Source organism: Pseudomonas helleri (assembly GCF_009600315.1).
Classification (GTDB): domain Bacteria; phylum Pseudomonadota; class Gammaproteobacteria; order Pseudomonadales; family Pseudomonadaceae; genus Aquipseudomonas; species Aquipseudomonas helleri_A.
In genome coordinates this window covers 138357-161745 of the sequence record NZ_WIWC01000007.1, presented here as the reverse complement: position 1 = coordinate 161745, position 23389 = coordinate 138357, and the positions used below count along the sequence as shown (strand labels likewise).

The 23389-nt window shown below is 56.7% G+C and carries 21 protein-coding genes, 1 tRNA gene and 1 pseudogene; 17 read left to right on the top strand and 6 right to left on the bottom strand.

Annotation, left to right across the window (positions count from 1 at the left end; all coding sequences use genetic code 11):
* Window positions 1–114 precede the first annotated feature (114 nt).
* Entirely contained in the window at window positions 115–246 is a 132-nt protein-coding gene (locus tag GHN86_RS23855) for a hypothetical protein (RefSeq protein ID WP_267129103.1), read from the top strand.
* Window positions 247–2523, top strand: a complete 2277-nt coding sequence (locus GHN86_RS06885; protein WP_228384928.1) for a membrane-bound PQQ-dependent dehydrogenase, glucose/quinate/shikimate family — start codon at window positions 247–249, stop codon at window positions 2521–2523.
* Window positions 2524–2609: 86 nt separating this feature from the next.
* Here GHN86_RS06885 and GHN86_RS06880 read toward each other — a convergent pair whose 3' ends face one another.
* The 3 genes from GHN86_RS06880 to GHN86_RS06870 are packed head-to-tail and all read right to left on the bottom strand — an operon-like array spanning window position 2610 to window position 4974.
* The gene (locus GHN86_RS06880) at window positions 2610–3677 is read right to left on the bottom strand and encodes a maleylacetate reductase (RefSeq protein ID WP_153378308.1); all 1068 of its coding nucleotides are present in this window, start codon (window positions 3675–3677) and stop codon (window positions 2610–2612) included.
* Complete coding sequence (locus GHN86_RS06875) at window positions 3652–4101, bottom strand: nuclear transport factor 2 family protein (protein ID WP_153378307.1); 450 nt, start codon at window positions 4099–4101, stop codon at window positions 3652–3654. Before GHN86_RS06875 ends, GHN86_RS06880 begins: the two co-directional genes overlap by 26 nt.
* A gap of 39 nt (window positions 4102–4140) precedes the next feature.
* Window positions 4141–4974, bottom strand: coding sequence for a dioxygenase (locus GHN86_RS06870; RefSeq protein ID WP_153386288.1), 834 nt, complete (start codon window positions 4972–4974; stop codon window positions 4141–4143).
* Between the two features lie 171 nt (window positions 4975–5145).
* On the opposite strand from GHN86_RS06870, the gene GHN86_RS06865 reads away from it, so the two are divergent.
* From GHN86_RS06865 to GHN86_RS06820, 10 genes are all read left to right on the top strand, one after another.
* Window positions 5146–6060, top strand: coding sequence for a LysR family transcriptional regulator (locus tag GHN86_RS06865; RefSeq protein WP_153378305.1), 915 nt, complete (start codon window positions 5146–5148; stop codon window positions 6058–6060).
* A 223-nt stretch (window positions 6061–6283) separates the two neighbouring features.
* Window positions 6284–7717: a sugar porter family MFS transporter gene (locus GHN86_RS06860; protein ID WP_153378304.1), complete on the top strand. Its 1434-nt coding sequence runs from the start codon at window positions 6284–6286 to the stop codon at window positions 7715–7717.
* A gap of 56 nt (window positions 7718–7773) precedes the next feature.
* Window positions 7774–8670, top strand: coding sequence for an intradiol ring-cleavage dioxygenase (locus GHN86_RS06855; RefSeq protein ID WP_153378303.1), 897 nt, complete (start codon window positions 7774–7776; stop codon window positions 8668–8670).
* Window positions 8671–8942: 272 nt separating this feature from the next.
* Window positions 8943–9584, top strand: coding sequence for a sugar phosphate isomerase/epimerase family protein (locus GHN86_RS06850; protein WP_228389599.1), 642 nt, complete (start codon window positions 8943–8945; stop codon window positions 9582–9584).
* A gap of 70 nt (window positions 9585–9654) precedes the next feature.
* Window positions 9655–10650 (top strand): inositol 2-dehydrogenase, encoded by a 996-nt coding sequence (iolG, locus tag GHN86_RS06845; protein WP_153378301.1) that lies wholly within the window; start codon window positions 9655–9657, stop codon window positions 10648–10650.
* A 50-nt stretch (window positions 10651–10700) separates the two neighbouring features.
* Window positions 10701–11792 (top strand): Gfo/Idh/MocA family protein, encoded by a 1092-nt coding sequence (locus tag GHN86_RS06840; protein WP_153386286.1) that lies wholly within the window; start codon window positions 10701–10703, stop codon window positions 11790–11792.
* Between the two features lie 104 nt (window positions 11793–11896).
* Window positions 11897–12967 (top strand): multiple monosaccharide ABC transporter substrate-binding protein, encoded by a 1071-nt coding sequence (chvE, locus tag GHN86_RS06835; protein WP_153386284.1) that lies wholly within the window; start codon window positions 11897–11899, stop codon window positions 12965–12967.
* Window positions 12968–13020: 53 nt separating this feature from the next.
* The gene (mmsA, locus tag GHN86_RS06830) at window positions 13021–14556 is read left to right on the top strand and encodes a multiple monosaccharide ABC transporter ATP-binding protein (RefSeq protein WP_153378298.1); all 1536 of its coding nucleotides are present in this window, start codon (window positions 13021–13023) and stop codon (window positions 14554–14556) included.
* On the top strand, window positions 14553–15743 hold the full coding sequence (gene mmsB / locus GHN86_RS06825; protein WP_153378297.1) for a multiple monosaccharide ABC transporter permease: 1191 nt from the start codon (window positions 14553–14555) through the stop codon (window positions 15741–15743). The genes mmsA and mmsB overlap by 4 nt, the downstream gene beginning before the upstream one ends.
* Before the next feature lie 36 nt (window positions 15744–15779).
* On the top strand, window positions 15780–16082 hold the full coding sequence (locus GHN86_RS06820; RefSeq protein WP_153378296.1) for a Dabb family protein: 303 nt from the start codon (window positions 15780–15782) through the stop codon (window positions 16080–16082).
* A 186-nt stretch (window positions 16083–16268) separates the two neighbouring features.
* On the opposite strand, the gene GHN86_RS06815 is transcribed toward GHN86_RS06820, so the two are convergent.
* Window positions 16269–16355: transfer RNA gene (locus GHN86_RS06815), tRNA-Leu, on the bottom strand.
* A gap of 320 nt (window positions 16356–16675) precedes the next feature.
* Here GHN86_RS06815 and GHN86_RS06810 point away from each other — a divergent pair.
* From GHN86_RS06810 to GHN86_RS06795, 4 genes are all read left to right on the top strand, one after another.
* Window positions 16676–17722, top strand: coding sequence for a DMT family transporter (locus tag GHN86_RS06810; protein ID WP_153378295.1), 1047 nt, complete (start codon window positions 16676–16678; stop codon window positions 17720–17722).
* Between the two features lie 28 nt (window positions 17723–17750).
* Entirely contained in the window at window positions 17751–18317 is a 567-nt protein-coding gene (locus GHN86_RS06805) for a DedA family protein (protein WP_153378294.1), read from the top strand.
* A gap of 183 nt (window positions 18318–18500) precedes the next feature.
* Window positions 18501–19037: a DUF4174 domain-containing protein gene (locus GHN86_RS06800; protein ID WP_153378319.1), complete on the top strand. Its 537-nt coding sequence runs from the start codon at window positions 18501–18503 to the stop codon at window positions 19035–19037.
* Window positions 19038–19369: 332 nt separating this feature from the next.
* Complete coding sequence (locus GHN86_RS06795; protein WP_153378293.1) at window positions 19370–20554, top strand: sugar transporter; 1185 nt, start codon at window positions 19370–19372, stop codon at window positions 20552–20554.
* 38 nt (window positions 20555–20592) lie between these two features.
* Here GHN86_RS06795 and GHN86_RS24020 read toward each other — a convergent pair whose 3' ends face one another.
* On the bottom strand, window positions 20593–21327 hold the full coding sequence (locus tag GHN86_RS24020; protein ID WP_397462824.1) for a methyl-accepting chemotaxis protein: 735 nt from the start codon (window positions 21325–21327) through the stop codon (window positions 20593–20595).
* Between the two features lie 123 nt (window positions 21328–21450).
* A pseudogene (locus GHN86_RS24015) lies at window positions 21451–22137 on the bottom strand (cache domain-containing protein); the annotation flags it as partial.
* A gap of 358 nt (window positions 22138–22495) precedes the next feature.
* Here GHN86_RS24015 and GHN86_RS06785 point away from each other — a divergent pair.
* Window positions 22496–23326 carry an undecaprenyl-diphosphate phosphatase gene (locus GHN86_RS06785; RefSeq protein WP_153378291.1) on the top strand — a complete coding sequence of 277 codons (831 nt, stop codon included), beginning with the start codon at window positions 22496–22498 and terminating at the stop codon, window positions 23324–23326.
* Window positions 23327–23389 lie beyond the last annotated feature (63 nt).

Below are 23389 nucleotides of genomic sequence, written 5' to 3'. Positions count from 1 at the left end.
ATCCCCCTGTTTTTTTCGCGTTGCACAGGCAACGTGCGCAAGTTATCTCGTTGGCCAAGCCAGCGAGCGCATCCGACGGGTGCAGACGTCATTAAAAACACAGTAGGAACGTATATGAGACTCAAATGGATCGCGCCTGTTGTCATAGGCGTCATATTGGCTGTATTTGGGCTGGGCGTATTACTGGGAGGAGGGAAGCTGGCGTCGTTGGGGGGCAGTTGGTACTACCTGCTGGCGGGTGCTTAGATGATTGCCAGTGGTGTGCAACTGGCTCGCCGCAAGATCGCAGCCACCTGGCTAGCGCTGGCATTGCTGGTGATCACGCTGGTCTGGTCGTTGTGGGAAGTGGGCTTCGATTTCTGGCAGTTAGTGCCCCGGCTGATGACCTTTATCGTTATCGCCCTGGTACTGACGCTTATGGTGCCGCTGCTTGAGGGTGATCGTCGCTTTCTGGGCAAAGCACCGTTGACCGCCCTCTGTGCTGTGTTGATTGCAAACATTGCAGGTTTTGCCTACGGCATGTTCCAGCCGCACCCGACGGTGGTTGCGAAAGAAGGCAGCAGCGCGCCGGTGGTGGTTGCCGATGCTGGCGAGTCTGATGGCGACGACTGGACGGCCTATGGGCGTAACACCCATGGCGAGCGCTTTGCCCAGTTCGAGCAAATCAACAAATCCAACGTCAAGGACCTGCAAGTAGCCTGGACATTCCGTACCGGTGACCTGGCCATCGACGGGGCCGAATATCAGGGCACTCCCCTAAAGGTCGATGACACGGTGTACCTGTGCACGCCGCTGAACAAGGTGTTTGCACTTGACCCGGTGACGGGTGCCGAGAAATGGAAGTTCGACCCGCAAGTCAAGGAAACCCCAGCCAACAAAGGCTGGAAGCGCTGCCGTGGTGTCGGCTATTACGACGCTGACAAGGCCACCGCAAGCGCAGGCGTTTCCCCGAACGCCGGGGTTAGTGACGCTACACCACCTGTGGCCGAGTGCCGTCGTCGCATTATCACCACCACCGTTGACGCGCGTCTGATTGCACTTAATGCCGAGACCGGCAAGGCCTGTGACAGCTTCGGCGACCACGGTACTGTGGACCTGCTCAAAGGCATTGGGCCCAACACTGACGGCTCTTACTACTTGACGTCGGCCCCTTTGGTGGCCGGGGATGTAGTGATTGTGGGCGGCAAGATCAACGACAACCTGACCACCGGCGAACCGTCGGGCGTGACGCGCGGTTTTGATGTGCGTACCGGCGAGCTGTTGTGGGCCTGGGAAGCGCTGAATCCCAAGCGTGGCGTACCGCTGCCCGAAGGTGAGCTGTATCCCAAGGATTCGCCCAACTTCTGGGGCACTGCGTCGTACGATGCAAAACTCGGTTTGGCGTACATCCCGACCGGTAACCAGACACCTGACTTTTGGAACGGTGATCGTCATGCTGGATCGGACGAGTACAACGACTCTATCGTTGCTATTGACGTAAAAACCGGTGTCGACAAATGGCACTTCCGCACGGCCAACAACGACATGTTCGACTACGACGTGTCTGCGCAGCCTATCCTCTACGACCTGCCAAACAAGGCGGGTGGCAGTACGCCTGTGGTCATCGCCATGACCAAGCGCGGGCAAATCTTTGTGCTCGATCGTCGCGACGGCACGCCGGTTGTTGATGTTGAGCAGCGCCAAGTGGCCACTGACGGGATTGCAGGGATGCGCATCTCGCCAACTCAGCCTTACTCGAAGTTGTCGGTGGGTACAGAGGCCTTCAAAGAGTCGGACATGTGGGGAGCGACCGTATTCGACCAACTGATGTGCCGCATCGACTTCAAGGAAATGCGTTGGGCGGGTGAGTTTACGCCGCTGGTTGAAGGTCAGCGCACGTTGATCTACCCAGGCTACTACGGCGGTTTCAACTGGGGCGGCGGGGCGATTGATGCGTCCACCGGCACCTTGATTGTCAACGACATCCGTATGGCGCAGTGGGGCCGCTTTATCAAGCGTGAAGACGCTGTGCGCACAGGTTTGAAACCCAGCACCGAAGGCGAATACTCCGAGCAGTTGGGAACGCCGTGGGGTGTAGAGCGCTCGATGTTTGTCTCGCCTCTGGGGGTGCCTTGCTTCAAACCACCGTTCGGGACCATGACCGCGATTGACCTGAATACAGGCAAGACCAAATGGCAAGTGCCTATGGGCAGCATTCAGGATGCACCGGTTCACGGTATCGTGCCGGGTGTGCTGATGCCGCTGGGGATGCCCACCATGGGCGGCCCATTGGTGACCAAGGGTGGTCTGACGTTCTTCCACGGTACGCTGGATTACTACATCCGGGCCCTGGACAACGACACGGGCAAAGAGCTGTGGCGCGGTCGCCTGCCAATGGGCGGCCAAGGTGCTCCGATGACCTACATCGGTCGTGACGGCAAGCAATATGTGGTGATCACGGTTGGCGGAGCAACACGCACCGGCAGCAATGAAAATCGCGGCGATTACATCATCGCTTACGCATTGCCGCACGCTTCAAAGTAACAAGGACGAGTTGAACTAAAAGCCCCCCACACCTGAGCAGTGTGGGGGGCTTTTTGGTTGCGGTGCGCAATGGCATCAGTGGCAAATTAGTGTGGGCGAACACCCTCGTAAGCGTCCTGGAGCAGTTGTCGAATGGCCACTGCTTCTATCGGTCGCGGGTTCCAGTACGGGTTGGACAACGCAATATCGGTAGCGCGGTCCAAATCGGCTTCGCTCAGGCCCAAGTCCTTGAGGCGGGTAGGTGCCCCCAGCGAGCTTGAAAGGTCGAACAAGGCCGCAGCAGGGCTGCAATTTTCGACGTTCAGGGCGCGACAGATACGTGACAGGCCGGGTGCCGCCGATTGGTTGTAGGCAATGGCATGTGGCAACACTATGGTGTGGGTCTGGGCGTGGGGCAGGTTGAAGCTACCGCCCAAGGTGTGGCAAAGCTTGTGATGCAAGGCCATGCCCACATTGCCCAATACCGTGCCGCACAGCCAGGCGCCATACAGACAGTCGCTACGGGCATCGAGATCAGCGGGTTGGTGGCGGATGTTTTTCATGCCTTGAGCCAAGGCTCGGATACCTTCTTCGGCCATCAATGACATAACTGGGTTGCCATCCTGGGCATACAGGCCTTCCGCTGCGTGGGCAATGGCATTCATACCGCTGGTGATCGACATTTCAACAGGCAGGCTGACCGTCAGCTCAGGGTCGTAAATCACGGTTCTTGGCAGTACGCGCGGGTCTTTACCGGTGCGTTTGAGGCCGTTTTCGGTGAGGCCGAACACGGGGGTCATCTCAGAGCCGGCATAGGTCGTCGGGATCGCCAGAATCGGCAGACCGGAGTCCATTGCAATGGCTTTACCCAGGCCGGTGGTAGAACCGCCGCCGATGGCGATGGCACAGTCGGCACCCAGTTTGCGGGCCACTTCGCGGGCTTCACGCGCTGTTTCCACAGGAACATGCATCACCGCCTTGTCAAAAATGTCGGCGGCGCGACTGCCGAGCAGTTGCACCACCTGTTCTGCTTGAACGCGTTGTTCCGGGGTGCAGAGAACCAGTGCCCGGCTGGCGCCCAAGCGGTCGATTTCAGCTTCCAGTTGTTGCAGTGAACCCTTGCCAAAGATGACGCGTGATGGCTGACCGTTATAGATGAATGGCGGCGTTGACATGAGGCAGGTCTCCGGGACTAGAGGTCAAAGGGGTGGTTGCAGGTTGAGTGATTGGCGTGGGCTGATAGGCAATCAGCAGCCATTGGCCCGCTGTCATCTGCCAGACACTCAGGGTTTGGTTATTGAGTGTTTTGGCAACGCCATGGGACACAATGTCGGCAGACAGGTGGCCGAAAGCTAAAGCCGTGTCGCCACAGGCGAATACGTGGTGCACGGCATGATCAATGCGGTCATAGCGGTAAAGCCCGTTGCGGCACTTGTTCAGATAGCTGGCGAGATCGTCCTTGACGCCGTTGGAGTGGACATAAATCAGCTCGGGGTGGGCTAAACGATAAAAGGTTTCAAGATCGCCTCGCTGCATCGCCAAATAACGCTGGCTTTCCAATGAACGGATCAACGCGGTAATGGCTAAATCGTTGTTCATGCAGACCTCAAACGGTTAATAACCGTGCAGGGGAACGGCTCATTCTTTCGCCAGAACGAAATCGAAGGCCAAGGTATAAAACGGGTCATTGCTGACGGTGCCGGCAGGGGTCATCCCACCGGAGTGCCATTGCCATTCGGTAATAAGTGAAGAACGCACGCCAAATAACGGATCCGCGTCCAGATAAGGGTCGCCTGCGCGAAACACGTGGGTGGTCAACCGTTGATAGCCTGTAGCGCCGACCGTGAACTTGAAGTGCGCAGGGCGCCAGTGCGGGCGGTTTAACGCTGCCAGTAACTGGCCTGCCGGACTGTCATGGGGGATGTGCTGGTTGTCGGGCAGGGCGGTGCACAAGTGATAGCGCCCACCTTCATCGACGGGCAAAAGGGCTCGATCAATGGCGCCGTTGTCGTGGGGGCAGGCCCGATGAACTTCTAGTACTGCATGAGGGATGGCGTGCCCTTGAACATCCAGTACGGCACCTTGCAGGTAGCCCTTGGCAGTGTTCGAGTCAGCGCCAAAATCCGCTCCGGCATCCAGTAAGACAGGCGCCTGCTCTGGCGTAACATGGAACGCCGCCGTCTCGGTGCAGCCCACGGGCTTTCTGTCATTTTGCGCAAGCACCAGAGTGGAAAGCCCCAATACATGTGATATCAACGCAAATTGTTGGCGGTCAGCCGTATTGGCTGCACCTGCCTGAGCAAGAAAGTCGATGCCGCGTTGCCATTCCGTTTCGGTCAGTTTGATCTCGCGGGCGAAGGCGTGGAGGTTTTGTACCAGGCTGGTCATGATTTCGCATAAACGAGCATCGCCAATACCGCTGTTTTTTGCCAACACCGCTTGGGTGATGGTCATTTCGTCCAAATTGCGCATGTTGACTCCAAGACTATTTGCGCCCTGTTTGTGGCCTGGCCAACTCTGGGAGTGGCGGCGGGTTGGCTTCTCATGCCATAGCGCCGCACGTTATAGTTCCGCTGAATGTAAGAAAAGGCCGTATATGGAATTCTTTATTTCATATATGAAATAACAAAAAGGGAGTACGCCTTGGATCGACTGACCGAACTGGAACTTTTTGTATTAACCGCCGAAGTGGGGACATTGACCAAAGCAGCCGAACTTCTGGGGTTATCCAATGCCGCCGCCAGTCGACATTTGGTTGCGCTGGAGCAACGGCTCAATGTGCGTTTGATTGACCGTAATACTCGACGCCTGGCCCTGACCAACCTGGGGCATCAGTTTTATGCCAGTTGCAAAAGTTTATTGGGCGAACTCAAGGAAGCCGAAGCTTCGCTTAGTGAGTCGCTAGTGCAGCCAGTGGGCACGCTGACCATTACGGCATCGATTTCGTTTTGCATGCTGCACATAGCGCCGCTGATTCCGGCTTTCCGCAAAATGTACCCGCACATCACCCTTAAAGTGCTGGGCGAGAACCGCTATTTCGACATTATTGATAGCGACATCGATCTGGCGATTCGAACCAAAGAGTTTGAGCCCGATTCCAACATCACCATTCGCCGTCTGGCTGAGACTCGCCGCGTACTTGCAGCGTCCCCCGGCTATTTGCAACGCATGGGCACGCCCCGGAGCATTGAGGATCTGGCCCGCCATGACTTGCTGATTTACAGCCATGCCAACCAGCCCAGGGTCATGCGCTTCACCAAAGACAAAGAGGAAGTAGCCTTCAAGGCGGAGCCCATTCTGGAAACCAACGATGGGCAGATTGTGCGGGCCGCCGCACTGGCGGGTGGGGGGATTCTGGTGCAGCCCAAGTACATCATCAATGCCGATTTGGTGGCGGGGCGATTGATCCCGGTATTGGACGATTGGGATTTACCGCGGCTGACCATCAACATGGCCTTTCAGAGCCGTCGTTTTATGCCCGCCAAGTTGCGTGTTTTTATCGAGTTTTTATTGGCAGACTTCAACACTCATGAACACGAGCGTTACTGGACGCGTTAACGCATTTATTTGCGCGTTGTTCCCACCGTTGTTTACACATGAACGGCGTTAACGCCTTGCGACTTTAAGGGCACTGCGTTCGACAGTGCCCATCTGTAACCCGGATCTTCAGTTTTCCAACAGGCGGAAAACACATTTGCCAATCGAGGATTTGTTTTCCGATTCAATCGCAGTAGTCTCACTTCCACTGAGCGAACACATAAATTTAATAAAGGTTGACCTCATGTCGAATCACCCAACCGCGGCGCGTGCGTCGTCGAAAATACTGTGGCGTATTGCGGCCATCACGACCATGGGCTCGCTGGCGTTCGGTTATGACACGGGAGTCATCTCCGGAGCGCTGCCGTTCATGGCACTCGATGTCAGTCAGGGTGGCTTGGGATTGAATCCTGTATCCGAAGGCCTCGTGGCCTCGGCGCTGATTTTTGGTGGGGCCTTTGGCGCCTTGTTCGCCGGCCATTTGTCTGACCGCTACGGCCGCTTGGGGGTGTTGAAGGCGCTGGCGGTATTGTTTGCGCTGGGGGCATTGGGCACTGCCCTGGCACCGACCTTGTGGGCGATGGTTGCCACCCGTTTCATCCTGGGCATCGCTGTCGGCGGTGCGTCATCGACAGTTCCGGTATTGATCGCCGAGCTGGCGGCGCCACGTCATCGCGGGCGGCTGGTGTGTCAGAGCGAAGTCATGATCGTTTCCGGGCAATGTCTGGCCTATATCGCCAGTGCGAGTCTGGCGCACGCGTTCGACAGCCCGTTGACGTGGCGTTTCATGCTGGCCATTTCGTTGATCCCGGCGCTGTTGCTGTATGTCGGTATGCGCTACGTACCGGCATCGCCCCGATGGCTGGTCGCAAAAGCTCGGGTTGATGAAGCCCGGGTGATCCTTGAGGGCATCCGTGATACGCAGGTCGAGGTCAACAACGAGCTGAAAGAAATTGTCGAGCAATGCGCACGGGAGCAACGCCATGGCGGTGGACTCCGCGCGTTGAAGGAACCCTGGCTGCTCAAACTGCTGGGCATCGGTATCGCGTTGGGGTTTGTCCTGCAATTCACCGGGGTTAATGCCTTTGTGTACTTCACGCCGATGATTCTCAAGGAAACCGGCATGGGCACTCACGCCGCTCTTATTGCCACCATCGGCAACGGTGTGGTTTCGGTGATTGCCGCCTTGCTAGGCATGTGGTTGATCAACCGTATGGGACGTCGCTCAATGTTGCTGATGGGCTTGACGGTCGTGGTGCTGGCGCAGGTGTTCCTGGGGGTGGTGATCAACTTCATGCCGCACTCGTTGTTGCAGAGCTACATGGCCTTGTCGGGTGTGCTGGTGTTCCTGTTCTTTATGCAGATGTGCATCGGCCCGGTCTACTGGCTGCTGATGTCAGAGCTGTTTCCCAACCACGTCCGCGGCTTGATGAACGGTATTGCGGTGGGTGTGTTCTGGGTGTTCAACGCCATCGTCGCCTTCCTTTTTCCGGTGTTGCTGAGCGAAATGGGGGGCATGACGTTCCTCCTCTTTGCAGTGATCAATATCGGCTCGATCATCTTCTGCACGCTCTGGTTGCCAGAGACCAAAGGCATGACGCTGGAACAAATTGAGCAGCATATGCAGCAACGTCTCAGCGGGCCCAGGTGGAAAGCGGCCAGCGTCAACGCTTACTGATCTGACTGCCATCACCTGCAACTGACTTTAATAATAATATTCAAGGACATCACGCCATGACTGCGTACTCGGATACCGAGATCCCGGTTGGCGGGCTCTTCGAAGAAGAACGCTCTGCCGAAATCGTCAATGCCCGTATCAGTGAACAGGCGAACCCGCGACTGCGTGAGGTGATGGAGGTGCTGACCCGGCATTTGCACGCCGCGATCAAGGAAATCGAACCCACTCACGATGAGTGGCTACAGGGCATCGATTTTCTGACCCGTACCGGTCAAATGTGCTCGGACTGGCGTCAGGAATACATCCTGCTGTCGGATGTGCTGGGGGTGACCATGCTGGTGGATGCGATCAATCATCGACGTCCCAAGGGCGCAACCCCGAACACCATTTTGGGGCCGTTCTACGTGGCCGATGCGCCACGTTATGAGCATGGCGCCAGTATCTGCCTGGATGGCAAAGGGGAGCCAACGTTGGTCAGCGGGCGGGTGCTCGACACCAATGGGCATCCGATCGCCGGCGCGACCCTGGATGTCTGGCAGACCAACGACGATGGCTTCTATGACGTGCAGCAAAAAGGCGTGCAGCCGGACTACAACCTGCGCGGCCTATTTACCTCCGATGCTGAGGGTTACTACGCCTTTCGCACGGTAAAACCCCGTCATTACCCGATTCCGTCTGATGGCACGGTCGGTAATCTGCTGGGTGATCTGGGGCGTCATCCCCACCGTGCAGCGCACATGCACTTTATCGTCACGGCACCGGGCTTCGAACAGGTCATCACCCACATTTTTACCCCCGACTGCCCGTACTTGCATGAAGACACGGTGTTTGGCGTGAAGAAAGAACTGATTGCCCAGTTCGTCCACCAAACAGACGTGTCGACAGCCCGCCGTTATGACCTGCAGGTACCGTTTTTGGCCGTTAACTGGGACTTTGTCCTGACCCCGGCCTGATCCCTCGAACCCTCGTTTTCAACACACACAAAAGTGATCGTCATGCCCGACAAATCTGTTGAACTGCTGGCTGCTTATTGGACACTTGCGGGTGACACCTACCCGGGCGCCCCCTGCGAGATCAGCTCCTTTTCGTTGCAGTCGCGGGCCGAAGCAGCGGCCCGTGCCGGTTGGCGCGGAATGGGTTTGCTACATGCGGACCTTGAGCACAGCATCGCCAAGCTAGGGTTTGCACGGTTAGAAATATCTTTCGGGACAACGGCATCAAGCACTTGGAAGTTGAGTTTCTGACCGACTGGCACCTGGACGGCCCGTTACGTGTGGCCTCGGATAAATTGCGCGACGACCTGTTGGAGATCGCCGGCGAGTTGGGCGCTTCCAGCCTGAAAGTGGCGGGCGGTTTGTTTGAAGACGGTCCACCTGATGTGCCGCGCATGCGAGAGGCATTCGCCACGCTGTGCGACCGCGCCCAGCCTTATGGCGTCAATGTGGTGATTGAGTTCCTGCCGTTTTCCAGTGTTAACACCATTGACCGCGCCATTGCTGTGACTGACGGCGTGCGCCCCAACGGCGGCCTGTTGGTGGACACCTGGCACGTAGCGCGTGGTGGCATGAGTTTCGACGAGATCGCGAAAATTCCGCTGCAGCTGATCAAGTCCATTGAGTTGGATGATGCCAGCCACACCATCGTCGAGTCGCTGTTCAACGACTCGACCCATCACCGCAAGTTGTGCGGGGAGGGCGATCTGAATGTGCCCGAGTTCATCCAGCAAGTCGTCAATGCCGGTTATCGCGGGCCATGGGGTGTGGAGCTGATCAGCGCCGACCTGCGCAAGTTACCGCTGGAGGTCGCGGCCAAACGAGCCTTCGACACCACGCTGGCACAGTTTGAGAACATCAAATTTCCGGCTTGATGCGCGCATTAAACCTTTACGTTCTTCTTGGCTACAACAACGAACAATAGTCCTTTCAGGAGAGATAAACATGGTAGGTATCGCAGTGCTTGGCGCCGGTCGCATCGGCAAAATTCACGCGGCCAATGTGGCCGCCAGCAAGTTCGCCACACTGGTCGTGGTGGCCGACCCCTTTGCCGATGCAGCCGCCAGACTGGCTGACGAGCTGGGGGCAGAGGCCATGACCGATTGCGAAGCCGCGATTGATCGTGCGGATGTCGACGCCATTGTGATTGGCACCCCGACCCACACCCACATCAACCTCATGCTGCGTGCAGTGCGTCAGGGCAAAGCCGTGTTGTGCGAGAAGCCGATTGACCTGGACATGGCTAAGAGTCTGGCGGCAGTGGAAGAGGTTGAACGCCTGAACGGTCGCGTGATGCTGGCGTTCAATCGCCGCTTTGAAAGCACTTTTGCGCAAATGCGCGCCGCGATTGAAGCGGGTGAAATCGGCGACGTGCGTCAGGTGATTATCACCAGTCGCGACCCTGGCTTGGCCCCAGAAGATTACATCGAACACTCAGGCGGCATTTTCCGCGACATGACCATTCACGACTTGGACATCGGCCGTTGGCTGTTGGGCGAAGAACCGGTCGAACTGACGGCCATCGGCAGCCGCCTGATTGACCCGGCGCTGATGGAGAAATACGACGACTACGACACCGCGATGGTGCAGATGCAAACGGCCTCCGGCAAGCAGTGCCACATCAACAACTGCCGTCAGGCGGTTTACGGCTACGACCAGCGCATCGAAGTGTTTGGTTCTACCGGCATGTTGCAGATGGACAACTTGCGTCCGACCACGATTCGTCGCTGGAGCCAGGAAGTGACCGATGCGCGCGAGCCTTTGCTGAACTTCTTCCTGGAACGCTACCAGCAAGCTTACAAGTCCGAGCTGGATGCTTATATCGACGCACTGGTTCATAAAAAGCCGATGCCAATCACCGTACAGGACGGGCTCAAGGCACTGCAATTGGCTGATGCAGCCGTGGAGTCAGTCAAGACCGGGCGTGCGGTCAGCCTCTGATGCTAGGTCGTTGATTCGGATGTTTGGACCAGAACACCAGGAGAACCGTTATGTCCTACCCACTTGAGAGTGGAACCACCATTGGCGTCGCTTGCCTTGGCATCACTCACCCGCACACGTCGGGCCGGGTTAAAGCGTTCAAGCGCATGAACGATGTGCAGTTTCTGGGCGCCTATGACGACAGTCCGCTGCTCACACCGTTCTGCGATGCACTGGGCCTGCAAGCCCGCAGCATGGAAGAAATCCTGGCGGACCCCAAGGTACACGTGGTGCTGGTACACCCCAAAAGCTACCTGATGGCCGAGTGGACGATTGCAGCGCTGGAAGCCGGCAAAGCGGTGCTGTGTGAAAAGCCCGCGGGCCGGGGCACGCAAGACACCCAACGTATCGTTGACGCGGTCGAGCGCACCGGTGGCTTGTTTCAGGTTGGCTACTGCTGGCGTTACGCGCCGTCGGTAGAAAAGATGCAACAGGTCCTGCAAAGCGGTGAAATCGGCAAAGTACTGCAAGTGCGCGCCCACGCCGGTTGCTCCCACGATGAAGCCGACACCAACCACATGAAGCAGCCCGGTGATCGTGGCGGAGCCTTCTATGTAATTGGTTGCCATACCATCGACCGGATCCTCCTGCACTTCGGCAAACCGCGTTCGGTCAATGCCCGGATCAGCAAGTTCGCCGGGCAGATGAGCGAAACGGCCCGCGAGGATGCGGTGGGGGCGGTGCTCAATTACGACGACAAGCTGATCACCATTGATTTCATGTCCTGGGACCCCATGCCGTGGACCGAGAGCTGGGACATCACGGCCTACGGCACTCATGGGGTGATGCATTCCACGCCGATGCCAGCCTCGTACAAGCTTTATCACGACGGCAAAAATGGCCACCAGCAAGGTTGGACTCACTGGAACGAGAACAGCTTTCCGGAAATCTGGGCGGTGCGCAAAACGGTGTATTCCCCGGAAATTGCCGAGATCGGCAACCCGGTGTATTTCGACCGTGAAGCGGCAGCGTTTACCCATTCGCTGCGCACCGGTAGCGCTTCGACCGTGCCCGCCACGCAAGCGCATGACATCAACGTCATTCTTGAAGCTCTGTTCGAGTCCGCCGATGCGAACGGCCAGGAAGTTCTTCTAGCGTCATAAATACCTGCAGTACCGGTACGTGAAGTGCCCTGACCGGCTCATTTTTGAGTCGGGAGGGACGCTGCGTCCCTGAAAAAGACAACAACAAAAACAGAGAGGGCGTTATGCACACCATTATCAAGTTTGCCGCAGCCGTCGTAATGGGGTTGGCCATTGGTGCCTGCTCCAAGAACGAGAGCAGTGAAAAGGGCACCATCGGTATCGCCATGCCCTCCAAAGCCGAGGCTCGTTGGGTTTCCGATGGCAGCAATATCGTCGATGCGTTGAAAAAACTGGGTTATGACACGGATCTGCAATATGCGCAGTACGAAGCCCCGACCCAGCTTTCGCAAATCGAAAACATGATGGTCAAGGGCGTCAAGGGCCTGATCATCGCGCCCATCGACGGCACCACGATGGCCGATGTGCTCAAACAAGCCCGGGAGAAGGGGATCAAGGTGATCTCCTACGACCGCTTGATTCGCAATTCCAAAGACTTCGATTACTACGTCACGTTCGACAACTACCGCACCGGGGTTTTGCAAGGTGAGTCGATCGTTGACGCACTGCAACTGAAGCAGGGCAAAGGCCCGTTCAACCTTGAGATATTTGCCGGCTCAACCGACGACAATAACGCTCACGTGGTGTATTCGGGCGTGATGTCGCAAATCAAGCCGTACATCGACAGCGGCAAACTGGTAGTGCGCAGTGGTCAGCAAGCCATGGACAAAGTCGCCACCCTCAACTGGGACGGTGGCCTTGCTCAAGCACGCATGGACAACTTGCTGAGCGCGTTTTACAGCAGTGCCCACTTGGATGCGGTGCTGGCCATGAACGACCAGATCGCCAATGGCGTGGTGTCCTCTCTGCGCGGCGTGGGCTACGGCAACGGGAGATCGGCCATGCCGATTGTCACCGGCCAGGATGCGGAGATCTCCAGCATCAAATCGATTATTCACGGCGCCCAGACCTCGACGATTTTCAAGGACACCCGCGCGTTGGCCGAAGCAGCGGCACAGATGATTGATGCCGAACTGAGCGGCAAAACAGTGACGGTCAATGACACCACATCCTATGACAACGGTTCGATGATCGTGCCGACCCAATTGCTGACCCCACAACTGGTGGATAGCAAAAATTGGCAAAAAGTGCTGGTGGATGACACGCGCTTTTACACCCTTGAACAATTGCACTAGTGGCTTGCGCCGTCGGCGGTGAATGTTGGCACCCGCCGGGCAGGAGAGAAAAAATGAGCAGGACGATTCTCGACATGCGCAACATCCGCAAGTGCTTCGGCCCGGTCAAAGCCTTGAGCGGAGTGAGCCTGAAAGTGGGTGACGGGGACATTCACGCGATCTGCGGGGAGAACGGGGCGGGTAAATCCACCTTGATGAAAATCCTCAGCGGCGTTTATCCCCATGGCAGTTTTGAAGGTGAAATTGACTTCGACGGTTCGGCCCGAACCTTCCAGGGGTTGCGCGACAGTGAGGCACTGGGGATCTGCATTATTCATCAGGAGCTGGCGCTGGTCCCGATGCTGTCGATTACCGAAAACCTGTTTCTGGGTAACGAGATCTCCCGTTTTGGGGTGATCGACTGGTATCAGGCACACCAGCGAGCGGCTGATTTGCTGGCTCGGGTCGGCCTCGATGTTGCGCCGCAAACGCGGGTGGGCAATCTGGGCATCGGCCAGCAGCAATTGGTGGAGATCGCCAAGGCGTTGGCCAAGGATGTGCGCTTGCTGATTCTTGATGAGCCGACGGCGAGCCTGAATGAAAAGGACAGCGATACGTTGCTGACGCTGATGCTGGAACTCAAGAGCCGTGGCATTACCTCGATCATCATCTCCCATAAGCTCAACGAAATTGGTCGGGTCGCCGATGAAATAACCGTCATTCGTGACGGCACAACGGTCGATGTCATCGACTGCCGAGGCGCAGGCATCGATGAGGGCAGGGTCGTGCGTTCCATGGTCGGTCGCGAATTGTCGGATCGTTACCCCACGCGGGTGGCTGATATTGGCGAGATTCTGTTCGAGGTTCAGGACTGGTCAGTGGGCGACCCGGCGCGTCCTGATCGCGACCGCATTCGTCACATTAATTTCCATGTGCGCCGTGGTGAAGTCGTGGGTATCGCTGGCTTGATGGGGGCCGGTCGTACCGAGTTTGCAATGAGCGTGTTTGGTCGCTCTTACGGCGTGAACATCCGTGGCAAGGCTCAACTGGAAGGGCGTTTGGTGGATTTGAGCAGCGTTCGCAAGGCCATCGATCAAGGCCTCGCTTATGCCACCGAAGACCGCAAAGGTGCCGGGCTGGTGCTGGGAGAGAGCATCACGCGCAACACCTCGATGGCCAACCTGGCCGCAGTGTCCAGGCGCTGGGTGATGAACGAGCTGGCGGAGTTGGCGGTTGCCGTCGACTACCGCGCACGTCTGCGTATTCGCAGTGCGGATGTGACCCAGTCAGTGGAAAAGCTGTCCGGCGGCAACCAGCAGAAAGTCGTACTGAGCAAATGGCTGTTTTGCGACCCCAAGGTCTTGATCCTGGATGAGCCAACCCGGGGTATCGACGTCGGCGCCAAATACGAGATCTACGGGGTGATCAATCAGGTGGTCAGCGAAGGGCGGGGCGTGGTGATGATTTCCTCGGAAATGCCTGAATTGCTCGGCACCTGCGACCGTATCTATGTGATGAACGAAGGCCGCTTCGTTGGCGAGTTTCCGATCGCCGAAGCATCCCAGGAAAAAATCATGCACGCAATCATGAAAAATGAGGTGATCCAATGAGCGAAGTCAGTATGCCTCTCTCATCCAAACCCAATGTTCTGGCCTCGTTCAAGCGCGGCGCCCGTGAATACGGTCTGCTGTTGTCCCTGATCGTGATCATGCTGTTCTTTCAGGTCGCCACTGGCGGGGCGCTGATGCAGCCGCTCAACCTGACCAACCTGCTGCTGCAAAACAGCTACATCGTAGTCATGGCATTGGGCATGTTGATGGTCATTGTGTGTGGGCATATCGACCTGTCGGTCGGCTCGGTGGTGGGTGTGATAGGTTCAATCGCCGCTGTGCTGATGGTCGAATATCGCCTGGATTTCTTCACGGTCACCCTGATTTGTCTGCTGACTGGCGCCCTGATTGGTGCGGCGCAAGGTTACTGGGTCGCAGTCTGGGGCATGCCATCCTTCATCGTGACCTTGGCAGGCATGCTGATCTTTCGGGGCGCCACGATTGCCATTTCTCAGGGGCAGTCAATAGGGCCTTTTCCTCCCGCATTTTCGGCGATCAGCTCGGGGTTTATTCCTGACTTTTTTGCCCATGAACAGCTGCGCCTTACCTCGTTACTGCTGGGTATTGCCGTAGCCGTGATCTTCTGGGTAATCGAGTACCGAAGCCGTGCGCGCATTCAAAAAAGCGGCGGCAGCGTATCGCCCATGGCCATGTTTGCGCTGAAGAACGGTGTAGTGGCAGGGCTTCTCGTGTACTTCTGCTACCTGCTCTCGACCTACCGCGGCATCCCCACGGTACTGGTGATCATGAGTGTGCTGATCGCGGTGTACACCTTCATCATGAATCGCACGGTTATCGGCCGTTGGATCTATGCGGTCGGCGGCAACCTCAAGGCCGCCAAACTCTCCGGCATCAATACCTCGCGGGTAACATTCTTTGCCTTCGTCAACATGGGGGTTCTGGCTGCCGTGGCCGGGCTGATATTCGTCTCCCGTCTCAACAGTGCGACCCCGCGCGGCGGCACTGGCTTTGAGCTGGATGTGATCGCTGCCGTGTTCATCGGCGGCGCCTCGGCCTCCGGCGGTGTGGGCAAGGTGGTGGGCGTGGTGATCGGCGCGTTCATCATGGGTGTGCTGAACAACGGAATGTCGATCATGGGCATCGGCATCGATTACCAGCAAATGATTAAGGGCGCTGTATTGCTTGCAGCGGTGTTTGTGGACGTTTACCAGAAAAACAAGGGTTGATATGCCAGGCCTGGATGACACCGCAGGGAGACTGCAATGATCAAACATATTGTGATGTGGAACCTTGCCGGGGACACGCTGGAAAGAAATCGACAGGCTTGCCTGTTGCTCAAGGAGCGCTTTGAGGGGCTTGCAGGACTGATACCGGGCTTGCTGAAAATCGAGGTCGGGGTGGATGTCAGTCGGATCGACTATGCCTGTGATGTGGTGCTCTACAGTGAGTTCGACTCACACGAGGCATTGGCCGCCTACGCCACTCATCCTGAGCACCTGCGGGTACGCCGGGAGCTGGGTGACTCACGGATTGCCAGGTATCAGGTGGACTACGTTGCGTCATAGGCCAACAGTTATCCAACCGGTTGATTGGGCCCTTTAAAAAATCGGTGAGTGATCACACCGCATTCAAGATCAGGGCCGCGATGAAGCCTGGGGGCGCAAAAGCAGAGCAGCTCAACGGCGCAGGTTTTGCCGAGCCAAAAAACAAAAGGCCTGCATGAAGAATCTCATACAAGCCCTTGATTTGTTTGGTGCCCGAAGCCGGAATCGAACCGGCACGTCCTTTCGAACGGGGGATTTTAAGTCCCATGCGTCTACCAATTTCGCCATTCGGGCGGTAGCGCTGTAAAGCGGGTCAGGAAGGAAGGTGCTTTAAAAGACAAAGTACTCAAGAGCCTGCGTGACAGGTGGACGAATATATAGACCCCGCGCCAAGGAGGCAAGTTATTGAACGCGTTAATCGGAGTTTTTTTTGTGCGAAGCAGGCTGAAAACCGTCGAAAAATCATAGGGCTATGTAACAGGGGTTGTATTCGGCCTTGAATACGAGCGTGTAGGCACGTTTAAAAAATCGAACACGGCATTGTTTGCCGTCGGATAGTTCGCCCTTCGATTGTTAGGCTAGTCTGCTTGCACGTCTGAACAAAAGTGGCCGAGATGAATACAAGTGTGATGTACGCCTTGGCAGCGGCTGCGCTGTTTGGGGCCAGCACGCCGCTGGCCAAAGTGTTGGGGACGCAGATTCAACCCGTCATGTTGGCGGGTCTGTTGTACCTGGGCAGTGGGCTGGGCCTTTTAGGGGTGCGTGTTTTACGGGACCGTGGCTGGTCAAGGTCGGGACTTACTGCCCGTGAGTGGCCCTGGCTAGTGGGCGCCATTCTGTTCGGTGGCATTCTGGGGCCTGTCGCGCTGATGTTTGGTTTGACCCGCACCAGCGGTGCCACGGCCTCGTTGATGCTGAATCTTGAGCCCGTGCTGACGGCACTCCTGGCCTGGGTGGTGTTCAAGGAAAATGCCGACCGTAGGGTGGTGGCAGGCATGCTCGCCATTATTGTCGGTGGTATTGTCCTGTCCTGGCCAACCGGGCCCGCAGCATCGGGGGGGCATTCATGGTTTGGGCCGGTGGCCGTTGCCTTGGCGTGCTTTTGTTGGGCGGTAGACAACAACCTGACGAGAAAAGTATCGGCGTCGGATGCGCTGTATATCGCCGGGGCCAAGGGTTTGTTCGCCGGGTTGGTGAACTGTGCAATTGCACTGACTCTGGGCGCGCAGGTGCCAGTCCTTGGCGTGTTAAGCCCGACGTTGTTGATTGGTTTTCTAGGTTACGGGGTCAGTCTGGTTCTGTTTGTGCTGGCGTTGCGAGGCCTGGGCGCCGCCCGCACTGGCGCTTATTTTTCGACAGCGCCCTTTCTGGGGGCTGCCGTGTCGATTGTGCTGCTGGGCGAGTCGGTGTCATGGCTGTTCTGGCTGGCCGCTGCGTTCATGGTGGCGGGGGTGTGGTTGCACCTTACCGAGCGTCATGATCATAGCCATCAGCACATAGAACACGCACACACTCATCGGCATAGCCATGATGAGCACCACCAGCATGAGCACGGGCAGGAGGTGGGGGCCAATGAGTCTCACACTCACCCTCATGTGCATCAGGCGATCAGGCATAACCACCCACACTTTCCTGATATTCATCATCGTCACCGGCACTGATCATCAGCCTGGGAGTTAAAGCGCGCGCATGTTTGAGCACATTGATTTCAGTTATTTGTTGGCAACGTATGGGTATCTGGCGATTTTTGTAGGCTGCCTGCTCGAAGGCGAAACCATCTTGATATTGGGAGGCATGGCCGCCCACCAGCATGTACTCAAGTTATTGCCGGTGATTGGGTATGCCAGCCTGGCCGGGATGCTGGGCGATCAATTGCTGTTCTGGATCGGTCGCTATTTTGGTGCTCGCTTGTTGCCGCGCCTGCATAAGCAGCAAGCGATGATCGACAAGGTCACGCAGTTGATCAACACATATCCGCTCGTGTCGATTTTCTCAGTGCGGTTTCTGTATGGCATGCGTCTGGTCGGGCCGTTAGTGATTGGTGCAAGCAGGGTGTCGCCGGTCAAATTCACCTGCATCAATCTGTTGGGGGCGTTGGTGTGGGCCACATTGTTTGCCAGTGTTGGCTATGGCGCCGGGGAGTTTCTGGAGCGGATTTTAGGTGACCTTAAAGCCTACCGCCTGCCCATTGCGGTAGGGGTTGTCGGGTTAATGGCCGTGATTGCGGTGGTCCGGCATTACCGGGCTAAAAAATAATCACCACCTTCATGCAGCGTTCGTCTGCGGTTGCAAAGCGTCTACATGAAAGGCAAAGTCCGGGAACCGGTTGCGTGTTCAATCACTTGGCCTAAGCTCTTGATAGCTCGGCAGTATCAGGTGTTCGAGCGGTTGTCGGTACTACCACCCATGAAGCCCGCCCGATACTCAATGGAGGTCAGGATGTTTATCCGTTTGTGGATCCTAGCGAGCTTGCTTGTGTCTGGCGCAGTGCAAGCCGTTGAAGTAGCAAGCCCTCTGGAGCAAGACCGAGGAAAATTCCGGCCCTTGGTGATTTTTGCCCGTTCAACGGCCGATCCCACCTTGCAGGCAATTACCAAAGAGCTGGCAGACCCGGCTACAAAGCAAGCGTTTACCGAGCGCGACATGGTGCTCTATACGATTGTCAATATTGATGGCAAACGTGACGATAAAGGCCTTGAACCTCAAAGCACCATGTCGCTTCTTCGCGGGCTCAAGCCCGGGATGATCAGAGACAAGGCCAAAGTCATTTTGATCGGTAAAGACGGCGAAAAGAAGGTAGAGCAAGAGGGGGATGTCGACCTCAAGGAGCTGTTCAAGGTCGTTGATGCGATGCCAATGGCCGAGAAAGAAGCGCAGGCGAAAGTTGACGTTGTGACACCTGAGACCAAAACACCTGCCAGCAAGGCCACTAAACCTGTAAAACCAGCCAAAGCACCTGTCCCTTTAAGTGATTAACGACAGTGGCGAGCAAAAAAAAGGCCTGCGGGGGGCAGGCCAAATGGGATTCACTAAAGGAGTGAGCTCAACTTAGACCCATTGATGTGAACGTGGCGTGAAAAGCGTGTCGTCAAAACGCAACGTTTCGAATGCAGGCTTGCCTGCGGCGCTGTTATGACGAGCGTCAACAGTGCCGTGATTGGGGGTGCGGCAAAATGCCTCGAACGTTGTACAGATGTTCACCAACAGGTTTCAGAGTTCTCTATAGAATGCCGTCACATGTGGTTCTGGCTGGAGAAATCGAGTCATGGGCCTGTCAGATCATCGATAGCGAGCAGTGCACCCCTTAAATGAGTGACTCCATTTCTACACCCAAGGCCAATTGGCAGCCGGTCATCGCACTGGCGCTGGCCGCTTTTGTATTCAACACCACTGAGTTTGTGCCTGTTGGGCTGCTGAGCGCGATTGGCGCCAGTTTTGACATGAGTACCGCCAATGTCGGGCTCATGCTGACTATTTATGCTTGGGTGGTGTCCCTGGCCTCACTACCCATCATGTTGGTCACCCGTAATGTCGAGCGACGCAAGCTGCTGCTGGTTCTGTTCGGACTCTTTATCGCCAGTCATGTGGTGTCGAGCCTGGCGAACAGTTTTGGGCTTTTATTGGTCAGTCGCATCGGGGTCGCGTTGTCCCATGCGCTGTTTTGGTCAATAACCGCTTCGCTCGCGGTGCGTCTGGCCCCGGAAGGCAAGCAGGTACAGGCATTGGGTTTGCTGGCCACCGGCACATCGCTGGCAATGGTGTTGGGTGTGCCGCTGGGTCGTTTGCTGGGTGAGGCGATGGGGTGGCGCACCACTTTTCTGGTGATTGCCGGTCTGGCGGCTGTGCTGGTGTTCTGGCTGGCCCGCACGCTGCCCTTATTGCCTAGCCAAAATTCTGGCTCACTCAGAAGCCTGCCAGTGTTATTCAAGCGGCCCGCGCTGGTGGCGGTGTACGTGCTGACAGCGGTGATTATCACGGCGCAGTTCACGGCTTACAGTTACATCGAGCCGTTCGTACAAGGCGTGGCGGGTATGAGCGGCAGTACGGTGACATTGATCCTGCTGCTGTTTGGCGGTGCAGGCATTATCGGCTCGCTGTGCTTCAGCTGGTTCCACAAGTACAGCCCGCAGGGTTTTTTACTCACCGCCGTAGGGTTGCTGGCTCTGTGCCTGTTGCTGCTGTTGCCGGCCAGCGGGTGGGTCGAGTCTCTGGGGGTTCTGAGTGTTATTTGGGGCATGGCAATCATGGCTTTCGGCTTGGCGCTGCAATCCAAAGTGTTGAGTCTGGCACCCGACGCGACCGATGTAGCAATGGCCATGTTCTCCGGCATTTACAACATTGGTATTGGTGGCGGGGCGCTGTTGGGCAGCGCGGTGGGCAGCCATTTTGGTTTTGCCTGGATCGGTCTGGTAGGTGGCGGTCTGGCTGGCGTGGCGCTAGCTGCGTATGGCTGGACGATGTATCGCTTGCAGCGAGCAGGAGAGCCGAGCTGACATGACACGGGCCTTTTCAGGCCCGGCATGAGGGTTGTTTACAGTTTGAATTGACGCAGCAAGCTGTTGAGTTGAGCGCTCAGCGTCTTCAAATGCACGCTGGCCTCGCTCGATTTTTCCGCTGCCTGGGCGGTGCTGTGCGACAGGCCGGCGGCCTTGGTGACATTCTGGTTGATGTCTTCCACTGCGTGAGCCTGTTGCAGGGTGGCGCTGGCAATGGTGGTGTTGAGTGTATTGAGGGTGTTCAACGCCTGACCAATGCTGATCAGACTTTGCCCCGCCTCAGTCGCTTGCTCAATAGTCAACTGCGAGGCCCGTCGGCTGCTGCCGATTACCGTGACCGCCGCTTCGGAGTGGGCCTGCAGTCCTTCGATCATGGTCTGTATCTGGGCGGTGGATTTTTGCGTGCGTTGCGCCAGTAAGCGCACTTCATCCGCCACCACTGCAAATCCCCGGCCTTGCTCGCCTGCGCGTGCCGCTTCAATGGCGGCATTGAGAGCCAACAAGTTGGTTTGCTCAGCGATGGAACGGATCACTTCAAGCACGCTGCCGATCTCGTCACTCTGTGTGGCGAGGGTGCGAATGACTTCAACCGCTTCATTGATGGTGTCTGACAGTTGGCCAATCTGTTGCAGGCTGCTGTCGATGTTCTGTTGCCCCAGCTGTGCCTGTCCCCGCGCGCCGCTCATTTCACTGGCCGCGTGTTCGGCATTTTTAGCCACTTCCTGCACGGCGTAGGTGACTTCGTTAATGGCGGTCGCCACTTGCTCCATTTGCAGGGCTTGATGCTGACAGCGCTGTTGCGCCTCGCTGGCATCGTTGCCCAGCGCTGTAGAGGACTGTTCGAGCGCTGTGGCTGTGCCTTGCAAGTGGCTGATCACCGTACGCAGTTTGTGGGTAAAGGCGTTGAAATGCTGGCCCAACTGGGTAATTTCATCGCGGCCATGGGTGTCTAGGCGACGGGTCAGATCGCTTTCACCACTGGCAATATTGGCCATGGCCAGTACGGCTTCTCGCAAAGGGCGAACGATACTGCGGGCTATCAGAATCACCAGCGCCGCCATCACCAGTGCAATACAAAGGCCTGCCCACGTAGCTTTCCAGGCTTGCGCCGCAAACTCGGCCTGCATGTCGTCGATATAAATCCCGGAGCCAATGACCCACCCCCACGGCTCGAACAATTGCACATAAGAAGTCTTTTGCACCGGTTCCTGTGCCCCCGGTTTTGGCCAACGGTAATCGACGACGCCCTGGCCTTTGGTTTTAGCGACAGCAGCCATCTCACTGAACAGCGCGACACCGTCGGGATCTTTGATGGACGACACGTCTTTGCCATCGAGCTTGGGATTGGTGGGGTGCATGACCATAAAAGGCCGCAGGTCGTTGATCCAGAAGTAGTCGTCATGGTCATAGCGCAGCTGGCTGATCACGGTGAGTGCCTGTTGCTGCGCGACTGTTTTAGACAATGTGCCCGCAGTTTCCAGACCGTGGTAATAGGCGAGAACACCGCTGACGGCTTGCACGACATGGCGGGTTTTTTGCGCTTTACCGTCATACAAGTCGTCATGTATCTGCTTCAACATCAACATGCCCAATGCCAGCAACATGGCCATTGATACAACCAAAATCAGCCCTAAACGTCGGCTGATGGATAACCTGCGTAAGGTATTCATAAAAGCAAAACTCCTTTTTTATTCTTCTGGTAGTTCAACCCACTGCGTCCTGGCTATGTAGACAAGATGAAGACTGCGCAGACATAGCAGCGAAAGACGAACGTGTCTGATAGGATCTCGGCCGCAATTGGCAAAGCTGAATCTTTATTGATACAGAACAGGTTTTAAGCGCCGTCACAGGAGCAAGACCTGTTTGTCACTCATCCAGTTGCACACATTTAATTGAGACTAATCCGCTCTGCATGAGGCAGAGCTTTATGGGGGAATGATGGATCTTTGGACTGCCGCACAGGCGTTGATACTCGGTGTAGTGGAAGGCCTGACGGAATTCTTGCCGATTTCCAGCACCGGTCACCAAATCATTGTCGCGGACTTGTTGAATTTCGGTGGCGAGCGCGCCATGGCGTTCAACATCATTATTCAGCTGGGCGCCATTCTGGCTGTTGTCTGGGAATTCCGTCGCAAGATCCTCGACGTGGTCATCGGCTTGCCCACACAACCCCAGGCGCGTTGGTTCACCGCCAACTTGATTATCGCGGTACTGCCGGCCGTGGTGCTGGGGGTGATTTTTGCGGATGTGATCCACGAATACCTGTTCAACCCGATTACCGTTGCCGCAGCGTTGGTGGTGGGCGGTGTGATTATGCTGTGGGCAGAGCGCCGCCAACATGTGATTCGCGCAGAAACTGTGGACGACATGACTTGGAAAGACGCGGTGAAGATCGGTTTTGCCCAGTGTCTGGCCATGATCCCCGGCACGTCGCGCTCCGGCTCAACCATTATTGGTGGGCTGCTGTTTGGCTTGTCGCGCAAAGCCGCCACTGAGTTTTCATTCTTTCTGGCAATGCCGACCATGGTGGGCGCGGCGGTATACTCGGGTTACAAATACCGTCATCTATTCCAGCCGGATGATTTGCCGGTGTTTGCCATCGGTTTCATCACCTCGTTTATCTTCGCGATGATTGCCGTGCGGGCATTACTCAAGTTTATTTCCAACCACAGCTACGCCGCGTTTGCTTGGTATCGCATTGCTTTTGGTCTGTTAATTCTGGCGACCTGGCAGTTTGGCTGGATTGACTGGTCTGCGGCCTCAGCGTGAAAAAAAACGCACAGCCACGGCGTACGGCAAAGGATGGGGCAGGGCTGGCGGATGCGCCGATTC

Coding starts and splice junctions, on each gene's coding strand:
- GHN86_RS23855 (WP_267129103.1), top strand. CDS start 115: ATGAGACTCAAATGGATCGCGCCTGTTGTCATAGGCGTCATATTGGCT.
- GHN86_RS06885 (WP_228384928.1), top strand. CDS start 247: ATGATTGCCAGTGGTGTGCAACTGGCTCGCCGCAAGATCGCAGCCACC.
- GHN86_RS06880 (WP_153378308.1), bottom strand. CDS start 3,677: ATGTCAACGCCGCCATTCATCTATAACGGTCAGCCATCACGCGTCATC.
- GHN86_RS06875 (WP_153378307.1), bottom strand. CDS start 4,101: ATGAACAACGATTTAGCCATTACCGCGTTGATCCGTTCATTGGAAAGC.
- GHN86_RS06870 (WP_153386288.1), bottom strand. CDS start 4,974: ATGCGCAATTTGGACGAAATGACCATCACCCAAGCGGTGTTGGCAAAA.
- GHN86_RS06860 (WP_153378304.1), top strand. CDS start 6,284: ATGTCGAATCACCCAACCGCGGCGCGTGCGTCGTCGAAAATACTGTGG.
- GHN86_RS06855 (WP_153378303.1), top strand. CDS start 7,774: ATGACTGCGTACTCGGATACCGAGATCCCGGTTGGCGGGCTCTTCGAA.
- iolG (WP_153378301.1), top strand. CDS start 9,655: ATGGTAGGTATCGCAGTGCTTGGCGCCGGTCGCATCGGCAAAATTCAC.
- GHN86_RS06840 (WP_153386286.1), top strand. CDS start 10,701: ATGTCCTACCCACTTGAGAGTGGAACCACCATTGGCGTCGCTTGCCTT.
- chvE (WP_153386284.1), top strand. CDS start 11,897: ATGCACACCATTATCAAGTTTGCCGCAGCCGTCGTAATGGGGTTGGCC.
- mmsA (WP_153378298.1), top strand. CDS start 13,021: ATGAGCAGGACGATTCTCGACATGCGCAACATCCGCAAGTGCTTCGGC.
- mmsB (WP_153378297.1), top strand. CDS start 14,553: ATGAGCGAAGTCAGTATGCCTCTCTCATCCAAACCCAATGTTCTGGCC.
- GHN86_RS06820 (WP_153378296.1), top strand. CDS start 15,780: ATGATCAAACATATTGTGATGTGGAACCTTGCCGGGGACACGCTGGAA.
- GHN86_RS06810 (WP_153378295.1), top strand. CDS start 16,676: ATGAATACAAGTGTGATGTACGCCTTGGCAGCGGCTGCGCTGTTTGGG.
- GHN86_RS06805 (WP_153378294.1), top strand. CDS start 17,751: ATGTTTGAGCACATTGATTTCAGTTATTTGTTGGCAACGTATGGGTAT.
- GHN86_RS06800 (WP_153378319.1), top strand. CDS start 18,501: ATGTTTATCCGTTTGTGGATCCTAGCGAGCTTGCTTGTGTCTGGCGCA.
- GHN86_RS06795 (WP_153378293.1), top strand. CDS start 19,370: ATGAGTGACTCCATTTCTACACCCAAGGCCAATTGGCAGCCGGTCATC.
- GHN86_RS24020 (WP_397462824.1), bottom strand. CDS start 21,327: ATGGAGCAAGTGGCGACCGCCATTAACGAAGTCACCTACGCCGTGCAG.
- GHN86_RS06785 (WP_153378291.1), top strand. CDS start 22,496: ATGGATCTTTGGACTGCCGCACAGGCGTTGATACTCGGTGTAGTGGAA.